The organism is Cryobacterium sp. Sr3, from assembly GCF_004402835.1.
GTDB classification, from domain to species: domain Bacteria; phylum Actinomycetota; class Actinomycetes; order Actinomycetales; family Microbacteriaceae; genus Cryobacterium; species Cryobacterium sandaracinum.
The window spans coordinates 1-9363 of the sequence record NZ_SOFA01000013.1 but is presented as its reverse complement, the minus strand read 5'-3'; the positions used below and the strand labels follow the sequence as shown (position 1 = coordinate 9363).

General features: G+C 63.9%; 8 protein-coding genes and 2 pseudogenes. 2 read left to right on the top strand and 8 right to left on the bottom strand.

Features of this window, described 5'->3' with window-relative positions; all coding sequences use genetic code 11:
• A pseudogene (locus E3N94_RS16925) lies at positions 1-180 on the top strand (HNH endonuclease); the annotation flags it as partial.
• Between the two features lie 107 nt (positions 181-287).
• On the opposite strand, the gene E3N94_RS03615 reads toward E3N94_RS16925, so the two are convergent.
• From E3N94_RS03615 to E3N94_RS03590, 6 genes are all read right to left on the bottom strand, one after another.
• Positions 288-587 carry a hypothetical protein gene (locus tag E3N94_RS03615; RefSeq protein WP_134569825.1) on the bottom strand — a complete coding sequence of 100 codons (300 nt, stop codon included), beginning with the start codon at positions 585-587 and terminating at the stop codon, positions 288-290.
• Between the two features lie 683 nt (positions 588-1270).
• On the bottom strand, positions 1271-1414 hold the full coding sequence (locus tag E3N94_RS16420) for a hypothetical protein (protein ID WP_158250208.1): 144 nt from the start codon (positions 1412-1414) through the stop codon (positions 1271-1273).
• Entirely contained in the window at positions 1407-2144 is a 738-nt protein-coding gene (locus E3N94_RS03610) for a phenylalanine--tRNA ligase beta subunit-related protein (protein ID WP_104099588.1), read from the bottom strand. The genes E3N94_RS16420 and E3N94_RS03610 overlap by 8 nt, the downstream gene beginning before the upstream one ends.
• Positions 2137-2742, bottom strand: coding sequence for an XRE family transcriptional regulator (locus tag E3N94_RS03605; protein ID WP_174720214.1), 606 nt, complete (start codon positions 2740-2742; stop codon positions 2137-2139). The genes E3N94_RS03610 and E3N94_RS03605 overlap by 8 nt, the downstream gene beginning before the upstream one ends.
• A 65-nt stretch (positions 2743-2807) precedes the next feature.
• Entirely contained in the window at positions 2808-3134 is a 327-nt protein-coding gene (locus tag E3N94_RS16865) for a zinc-binding dehydrogenase (protein WP_277870669.1), read from the bottom strand.
• A 723-nt stretch (positions 3135-3857) separates the two neighbouring features.
• On the bottom strand, positions 3858-5210 hold the full coding sequence (locus tag E3N94_RS03590) for an MFS transporter (protein ID WP_104099590.1): 1353 nt from the start codon (positions 5208-5210) through the stop codon (positions 3858-3860).
• 188 nt (positions 5211-5398) lie between these two features.
• On the opposite strand from E3N94_RS03590, the gene E3N94_RS03585 reads away from it, so the two are divergent.
• The gene (locus tag E3N94_RS03585; RefSeq protein WP_134416128.1) at positions 5399-7627 is read left to right on the top strand and encodes a malate synthase G; all 2229 of its coding nucleotides are present in this window, start codon (positions 5399-5401) and stop codon (positions 7625-7627) included.
• A gap of 648 nt (positions 7628-8275) precedes the next feature.
• Here E3N94_RS03585 and E3N94_RS03580 read toward each other — a convergent pair.
• Together E3N94_RS03580 and E3N94_RS03575 are read right to left on the bottom strand one after the other, a co-directional pair.
• A complete protein-coding gene (locus tag E3N94_RS03580) occupies positions 8276-8584 on the bottom strand; it encodes a hypothetical protein (RefSeq protein ID WP_134420277.1) in 309 nt (102 codons plus the stop codon).
• Positions 8585-8683: 99 nt separating this feature from the next.
• Positions 8684-9363 (bottom strand): annotated as a pseudogene (locus E3N94_RS03575) (IS256 family transposase); the annotation flags it as partial.

The following is a 9363-nucleotide window of genomic DNA, read 5'->3' as shown; positions in this document are numbered from 1 at the left end:
TTGAAGAGCGAGACCGGGTGGCGGGTGTTGCACCTCGGTGACGGCACGCTTGAGTGGACGTCGCCGACCGGGCGCACGTTCGTGAGTGAGCCGGCCACGGTCATCCGCTCGGCGTCGCCCACACCGTCGCCCGCCCCACCCGGTCGGGATGCCCAGTCAGGGGAGCCCACGCCGTTCTGAGGACGCGCGCGGCAGATACGCGAAACCGACCAGGAGTGCACCCGCGAACCATCCGCCGAGCGGAGCGCCGACCGGTAGTTACAGGAGAAGCACTGTTCCGACCAGGATCAGTATCCGGCGAGCACGGAGAAGAGACGCATCCCGTAAAGGAAAACGAACGGCATATAATGCGCACCGACGATGATCATGCTTGCCGGGAAGAACAGGTTCGGTTCGGTCAGTCCCAGGGCAACGGCCACGAGCATGCCCGAAGGGACGGTGAATGCGATCTGCGTCGCGAGCGCCGCCATCGGATGGCCCTTGGGCAATGCCGCTGGCCCGCCGGCGGTTCGAAGCGTGAGCGTCGTCAGGGGAAAAATCAGCATCCCACCCAGGAACAGCGTTGCGATCGATGCGCCTGGCGACAATCAAGTCGCCACGGCCGCCGCGATCAGCCACAGTGTGCCTGAAACCAATTGACCGACGAAGCCGCCGCGGTAGACACGTCGAACGTCCGCCTGAGCCTCATCAATATCCGCACAACGGCATCGTCCCACGAGTCGGCCGCTGGCCTGTCCACACGCTTGCTGGTCGGGCGTGACAGACCGGATCATCCCGTCGTCTTGTCAGGTCCGAACGACGGGCAGAGCACGTCGCGCCCCAGCTGTGCAGTGGAGATATCTCTCGTTTCGTGATGCCGGACTCGCGGGCGGACTCGGTGCGAACGACGGCGGCCTCACGGCGAGCGGCAGGCACTATGAGCACGGTGTAGACGACGCCGACGAGTAGCAGGATTCCACCGTCGAGCCGCGTGAGTAGCCCATCCCCGGCGAAGATCAACATCAGAGCGGATGCGCCGACGATCGTCGGCAGAAATGGTACCGACCGCGACCACCGTGACGCCGATCAGGGCGAGCAAGCCGATGACGAACTCACCCAGCACAATCATGCGTTGAGACTACTCACGGACTTGCCCGGGCACCCAAAAACCGGTGAGGTTGACGCGTGGTCCGCATTAGGACTCATGATGAGAAAATCGCTCACCCGGACCCATCCCTCCGGTGCCTGATCGCCGAACGCTTACGCGTCAGGGTTGGGTGAGGCCAGTACCTCAGAGCAAGTCCTCCGTTCCGGCAGCACCGACTGTCGTGATCAGGTCGACGGAGAGTGCCGAGCCGAGCCGAACAGACAGCATGGCCGTGACACCAAGCGCCGAGGCGGGAATCGGGATGCTGCGTTGGCTCATGTCAGGCATTTCCGGACAGTGCGTTTGCTCCGAGCCGGCGCTGCGCGACCTGGACGTTCGAGCCGAGACGAGTGAGCTCCCGCTCGAGCTCCCGAGCTGCTGCCAATAGTGCGTCGTCGTCGAGCGGTTCGAGTGCGTCGAGGATGAACAGGGCGCTGGTGGTGGTGTCGGTGAGCTGGGTGCGACGTGCTTGACGCCAGTTCCAGCGTCGACACGTCACACCGCCCGCGTCGGTCCACACGACCTCCCCGGCGTCGGGATACTCAGTCACGGATGCGCCCTCGGACATGATCTCGAAAGGTTCCGACCCGGTTGCGCGGATCAGGCGTGGTGCTCCGACGTAGTGCGCTAGGTCCTCCCCGCCGAGCGGTACCACGTGCAGAATCGAGATTGCGTTGTACAGGTCCGTGAGTCGATTCACGCGGGGCAGCCCGGATGCCGCGCGGCGCATAAGCGCCTCCAGACTGTTGCGGGTGCGCTGCGGCTTCGCACCGAACGCCCGGTACGCCTGGCGCCACGCGGCAATGTGCGGAACCTCCTCGACAGCCTGTTGCTGGAGAGTGGAGCGGGCTGCCTCTTCCGCCGCGAGGAGCAGCGCCTCGCTTGCCTCATCACTCGGGCCGGGCTCGAGTCCATCGACAGCGACCAACACCGCCCGGTAATCGGGCCGTAACGCAAAGACGTCATCGTCGACTCGGGCGGCGTCGAGGAACGTGTTCAAGGCCGTCTGCTCAGGCATCAACGCGTTCCGTTCGGGTAGCCGAGCCGACGCCCGGGTCAAACACTGTCAGTGAGAATCGTGCTGCGTGCGGGCCGGCGTTGACGTAGGAATGGGCTACGTCGCCGGGGAAGGAGAGCGCGTCGCGATCGTTGAGCGTGATCGTCTCTTCTCCCGACGAAATCGAGATCGTTCCCAGGTGTACCTGCACGAGTTTTCTCGTACCGGCCGTATGCGGTTCACTCACATGTCGATCGCCTGCTTCGAGGGTCCAGTCCCACAGTTCGACGACGTTCGGCGGTATAGTCCCCGCGACGAGCACTCCGCGCCCGCCGTGCGCGCCGGTCCACAGCACCGTGCCCTCGTCCCTTCGGGTGACTTTCATCCGCTTCGATCGGGGCGGTTCGACCAGATCGGGGAGGCCCACGCCGAGGGCGCCACTGATCCGGAGCAGTGTCCCTACGCTCGGGTTCGCGGCACCCTGCTCGATGTTGACCAGCATTCGGCGACTCACCCCGGTGCCTTCCGCCAGCTGGTCAAGAGTCCACCGACGTTGTTGGCGTTCGTGTTTGACGCGTACACCGATGGCGGTTGCAAGTTCCGCAGCACTTTTCTCCATAAGTGCACGATAGTGCACTATTGGTACATCAATCAGAGTTTTCCCTCGGGTACCAACAGTTGGTCTCAGTGGGGGAGGATGACGATCTTGCCGATGTGTCGTCGCTCGGAGAACTCCGTTTGGGCTTCGGCGATCTCGGTCAGGGCAAACGTGCTGCTGACCTGAGGACTGACCTGCCCGCCGCGTGCAAGCTCGACGAGCCGACGAAAATGAACCCGGGTGTGCATCGAGGGTCCGATCAGCAGCACATTGTGAAGATAGAGGCGGCGGAGGTCGAAGTCGATCACCGGCGCCGCCACAGCACCCGCGATCACCCAGCGTCCGTTGTCCCGAATCATCGGCATCATGGTGGAGACCCCCGGTCCACCGGCGATGTCAGCGACCACGTCCAACCCCGCCGGATGCTCCCGTCACGAGCACGGTTTCGCCGCCTCGCACGTTGGCACGTTCGAGCATTCCGATCGCGATGGCGAATGCCCACAGGCAGGCACGCCAGCTGCACATCCGATAGCGGGGAATCCAGCACGTCATGAGCATGGATGGCATCCACGGCGACGTACTGCGCGAACCCGCCATCGGCCTCGCTGCCCAGGTACCCCGCCGGAGACGCATTCTCGCTGTCGCATCCGTAGATAGCCGGGTCCACGAGCACCCGGCGACCCAACAGTTCTTCGGTCACACCATGACCCACCTCGACGACAATGCCGGTGATATCCCCACCCTGAATGCGCGAAAAATCAAACAAACCCAGTCAGCCGGCCTGCGCCGTGGGATTTTCCGGCGACCCATGTGCTCCCTGGCGCGTCCAAATGTCTGTGTTGTTGACGGCAGCCGCTGTTACTTTCACCAGCACCTGGTGGTCCTGCGGCCGCGGCCGGAGCCAATCGTGGTGCAATTCCAATGCTTCGGGGCCACCGAATCTCATCCATATTTCGGGTTGCCAACGAGGGCATCGCCTTCACCGAACGAGTTCCTGCCCACCGTGCACGGGTTCGACGCGTTCTTCGGCAACCTCTACCACTTTAATACCGAGGAGGAGACGGAAACCGACCGCCGCCGTCGTGCAAAGTCAGTTCGGGCATACCCCAGTGTCTCGCGCAACCGTTCCTGCCGTTTCAGTCCTCCAGAGCCTCGCCCCGTTTCTCGGGGAGTCCAAGAGCGCCGAGTGCAGCGACCACGAAGAACATTGCAAAGACCGTGAAAAGAATTGCGGTCCCGCCCATCTCGCGCAGCATCGGCACGGCCAGCGGAGCCAGGATCGCGGCGATCCGTCCAACGCCGGCTGCCCAGCCGGCCCCGGTGGCACGGATGCGGGTCGGGTACAGCTCCGGGGTCACTGCGTAGAGCGCTCCCCACGCACCCAGGTTAAAAAAGGAAAGCAGCATGCCGGCACCGATCACCTGGGTGGCATCGCCGGCTACCGCGAATAACGCCGCCGCAAGTGCCGAGCCGGCAAGGAATACGGCCAGTGTCCTGCGCCGTCCCCAACGCTCGATGAGGTACGCCGAAGCGGCATAACCCGGCAGTTGGGCCACGGTGATGATCAGCGTGTACGCGAAGGAGCGAACGAGCGAGTATCCCGACGCGACCAGGATGGTCGGAAGCCAGATGAAGGCGCCATAGTAGGAGAAGTTCACGCAGAACCAGACCAGCCACAGCGCACCGGTTCGGCGACGCAGGCCGCGCGACCACAGCGCGGTGACGCGTGTCCGGGAACCGGTTTTGTTCGGCCCCTCACCTGTCTTTGCGGGGCGCGCAGAATCATAGGGTCCGGCGGTGATTCCGGCGGACTTTTCGAAACGTCGGACGGTCGACTCCGCCTCAGAGAGGCGGCCACGCGACTCGAGGAAGCGAACCGATTCCGGCAGCCGAAGGCGCACGACCACCGCGTACACGGCCGGAACCGCTCCGACAGCCAGTGCCCAGCGCCAGCCGTCGGCCGATGACGGTACGACCAGGTACCCGATGACCGCGGAAACGGTCCAGCCAATGGCCCAGAAGGATTCGAGGATGACGATGATGCGGCCGCGAATTCGTGGAGGCGCAAACTCGCTCACGAGCGTCGAAGCGACCGGGAGCTCACCGCCAAGACCGAGCCCCACGATAAATCGCCATGCAATGAGTACGGCCACAGTCTCGGACAGTGCCGACGCTCCCGTCGCGAGACCGTAAACGAGAAGGGTGAGAGCGAAAACCTGGCGTCGGCCGATACGGTCGGCCAGCAAACCACCGAGAACTGCACCAATGGCCATACCGACGAACCCGGCGGATGCGATCCAGGACAGCTCCACGTCGGAGACTTGCCATTGCACCGCCAATTGTGCCAGAACGAAAGAAATGAGTCCAACGTCCATCGCATCAAGAGCCCAGCCCAGGCCGGAACCCACAAGCACACGGCGGTGCTCCCGGGTGAACGGCAGCGCATCCAATCGCTCGGATCGACTGGGGCGTGCGCGAACTTCAGGCATCAGGTTCCCAATTCAGCGTTTGTGACCAGGCGGCGAACTGAGGGTGAAGCGTCTGCCGGATAATTGAACCCTATTGCACGAGACCTGCCCGACGTGAGTGTGTCAAGGAGCGGCGGCGCCGGGGTGCGAGACTGGCCAGACACAGTCGGCCGAGCGGGCGTACCCGCACTAGCCCAAGGAGTTCAACGATGAACACACCCACCACAGCATCCGTCCCAGCGCCTACTGCTGGCCTCTCCGCCCGCGTCGAACGAGCAGATCTCGATGTCGCCTCTTCATTCGCCGCGTTCGTCGAGAACGAGGCGCTGCAGGGAACCGGCATCACCGCGGACGCCTTTTGGCTTGGGCTGAGCACGCTGATCAGCGACCTCACTCCCCGGAACACTGAGTTGCTCGGCATCAGGGATGACCTGCAGGCCCAGATCGATGCCTTCCACCGGGCTAACCCCGGCCAGCCTGACCCCGGTGAGTACCGTGCTTTCCTCACCAGGATCGGGTACCTCGCGCCCGAACCCGGGGACTTCACCATCACCACCTCGAACGTCGATGTGGAGATCGCGTCGCAGGCGGGACCCCAGCTTGTCGTTCCGCTGCTCAACGCGCGGTTCGCTGTCAACGCGGCGAACGCCCGCTGGGGTTCGCTTTACGACGCGCTGTACGGCACTGACGCGATATCCGATGACGGCGGTGCGTCCCGGGCGGATTCCTACAACGCCGTCCGCGGCGGACGGGTGATCGCGCGCGGACGGGCTCTGCTTGACCAGGCCATCCCACTCGAACGGGGCTCGCACGCTGATGCCGTCGCTTACCGAGTCGAGAACGGTGCGCTGATCGTGGCTTTGAAAGACGGATCATCCGCTGTCCTGGCGTCGCCCTCGGCGCTGGTCGGCTACAGGGGAGAGGCTTTGGAACCGTCGTCCGTGCTCTTCCGACATCACGGACTGCACCTCGACGTGACCATTGATCGCAGCGCACCTATCGGGGCCACGGACAGCGCGGGCATCCAGGACATCGTGCTCGAGTCCGCTGTCACCACGATCATGGACCTCGAAGACTCGGTTGCCGCAGTCGACGCCGACGACAAGGTACTCGGCTACCGCAACTGGCGCGAACTCATGCGCGGCAGACTGAATGAGACCGTCAGGAAGGGCGCCGGCGTCTTCACGCGCACCATGAACGGCGACCGCGTCTACACCGTTCCTACCGGCGGCGAGTTGACGCTGCACGGCCGAAGCCTGCTGCTGGTGCGCAACGTCGGGCACCTGATGCAGACCGACACCGTGCGGGATGCGTCCGGCGCCGAAGTGTTCGAAGGAATCCTCGACGCGGTGCTGACCGTTCTCGGTTCGTTCCCCGACCTCGTCGGCGAGGCCCGCGGCGGCAACTCACGCACCGGCTCGGTGTACATCGTCAAGCCGAAAATGCACGGCCCCCACGAGGTCGCGTTCACCGTCGACCTGTTCGCCCGGGTGGAGCAGCTCCTCGGCCTGCCCCCACTCACCGTGAAGATCGGGATCATGGACGAAGAACGGCGAACGACGCTCAACTTGCGGGCCTGTATCGCCGTTGCCGCCGAGCGAATCGTCTTCATCAACACGGGATTCCTCGATCGCACGGGCGACGAGATCCACACCTCCATGCACGCCGGGCCAGTGGCCACCAAGGGCTTGATACGTTCCATGCCCTTCATGGCTGCCTACGAGAACGCGAATGTCGACGCCGGTCTCGCGGCGGGCTTTCCCGGCCGTGCCCAGATCGGCAAGGGCATGTGGGCCATGCCCGATCTCATGCACGACATGCTCGAGCAGAAGATTGCGCACCCCCGTTCCGGTGCAACCACAGCCTGGGTCCCGTCTCCCACAGCGGCGACGCTGCATGCGATCCACTATCACGAGGTCGACGTGGCCGCCCGTCAACACGAACTGGCCGGGCGGACACGCCAGGCCCTGGACCCGATTCTCGTCCTCCCTCTCTCCGAGCGAGACCTCAGCGATGAGGAGCGCCTGACCGAGCTGAACAACAACGTTCAGTCGATCCTCGGCTACGTCGTTCGATGGGTCGATCAGGGGGTCGGGTGTTCCAAGGTTCCGGACATCCACGGCGTGGGGCTCATGGAGGACCGTGCGACGCTGCGCATTTCCAGTCAACTCCTCGCGAACTGGCTCACCCACGGCGTCATCAGCAAGACGGATGTCGACGCCAGCCTCGGGCGACTGGCGGCGGTCGTCGATGCACAGAATTCCGATGACCCGACCTATGAAGCGCTGATCGGCAGAACCGGGCCTGGGCTCGCGTTTCTGGCCGCCCGCCAACTCATCATCGACGGTGCATCCTCACCCAACGGATACACCGAGCCGATCCTCCACCAGGTCCGGAGGGCAAAGAAGCGTCAGGCTCCCGCGCGTCATTTGCTCTAACGGAACCTCATGCGGGCGGGTTGCAGTGCGGCAGCCGCCGGTGGCATACCTTCCCGGCGGGACCTGCTTGATGCCGCCGGTTGGGCGTCCATCGAGCAGGTTGCTGGTGAACCTCGCGACGTCGTCCCGAAATTCGGCATAGGCGCTTGGGGCGGGCCCCTCCGAACGGACGAACACGTCCACTGCCTCGAGCGCTGAGGTGACGATGGAACGAGGTGAGCGCCCTTCCCCTGATGAGTTTGCGGCACGATATCGTATGCCGGGGTGATTCTCGTGGTGTTGTCATACAGGTTTCATTACGCGTCTACTCGGTGTGGCCCACTGTTCTGAATTAACAGGTGGCTGCTCGTGATTGCGGCGGGACTTGACAAGCAGCACCACGCCGAGGGCCAGCCACCAAAGCATTCCCAGAGGGATCAGTGCCATGGAGGCGAGCCAGATCCCGGGCAGGTCGATCGCTGCTGTCGTCATCAATGGCCCAGCCGTGAGCATCACGAGACGGAGGCCTGCGACTAATCCCAAGACACATAACCAGATCGGAAGGGGGCGGGAGTGAACCCCGGCCACACAGATACCAACGGACCAGACAGCGAGCGTAATGAGGCCCGCCGCAAGGAAACCATGGGTTCCCAACATCTGAATGGTGAGCTATGCGGACTGGCCCCATCCCCTATTGACCGAGTCGATGTAGAGCAACGTTCCGACCGACTCGCGCAAGACCCCATGCATGAACGAGAACGCAGCCGCGAAAAGTCCGAGCGCGCTCAGGCTTCGGCGCGTGATCATACTTGTGCGTGGCGTAAGCACATCTGAGATAGCGAAACTCGCCACGATGTACGCGAGTGCCATGATAAACACTGCGACCGCCGCCAAAGCGTGAAACTGCGGATACTGGCGCAGATAATCGAGGCTTACTGCGGAGTTGTCGGTGTCATCGAAACCGAGAACCGGTCCCATTAGCTCAAGGGTAAACATCGCGATGCCTGCGAGCCCAGCGAGGTCACGTCCCGCTGAGTGGTGGAGTTTCTCGACACCGTGCGGGTCAGTAGTTCTAGCTTAGGCGGCGGCGAGTTCGGGGAGGATCACCGCCTCGTCGAGGACCTCGATGGGGTTGTTCATGGTGGCCAGCTCGAGCATTGATGCTTCGGAGAAGTAGCGTCTTTTNCGGCCAGGCGCAGCAGGGCTGCCGCGTTGGGGAACACGCCGACGACGTCGGTGCGGCGTTTGATCTCCTTGTTGACCCGTTCGAGCGGGTTCGTGGACCAGATCTGGCGCCAGTGCCGCCTCGGGAAGCCGGCGAAGGCGAGGAGGTCGGGTTGCGCGTCGACGAGCATCGCGGCGACCTTCGGGTGCGAGCGGGAGAGCATCGTGGTCACCTCGCGCAACTGTTTCTCGATGTGCTCGCGGTCGGGTTGGGCGAAGATGGTGCGGATGATCGAGGCGACCATGTCCTGGGATCCTTTCGGGATCACGGCGAGGACGTTGCGCATGAAGTGCACCCGGCAGCGCTGCCAGCCGGCGCCCTGGAACACGGTCCCGATGGCCTTCTTCAGGCCGGTGTGCGCGTCAGACATGACCAGCTTGACCCCGTCGAGGCCGCGGGTCTTCAACGACCGAAGGAAGCTGGTCCAGAAGCCCTCGTTCTCGCTGTCACCAACGTCGAAACCGAGGACTTCCCGGCGCCCGTCGGCAGCCACGCCGACCGCGACGACGATGGTCTGGGACACGATCCGGTG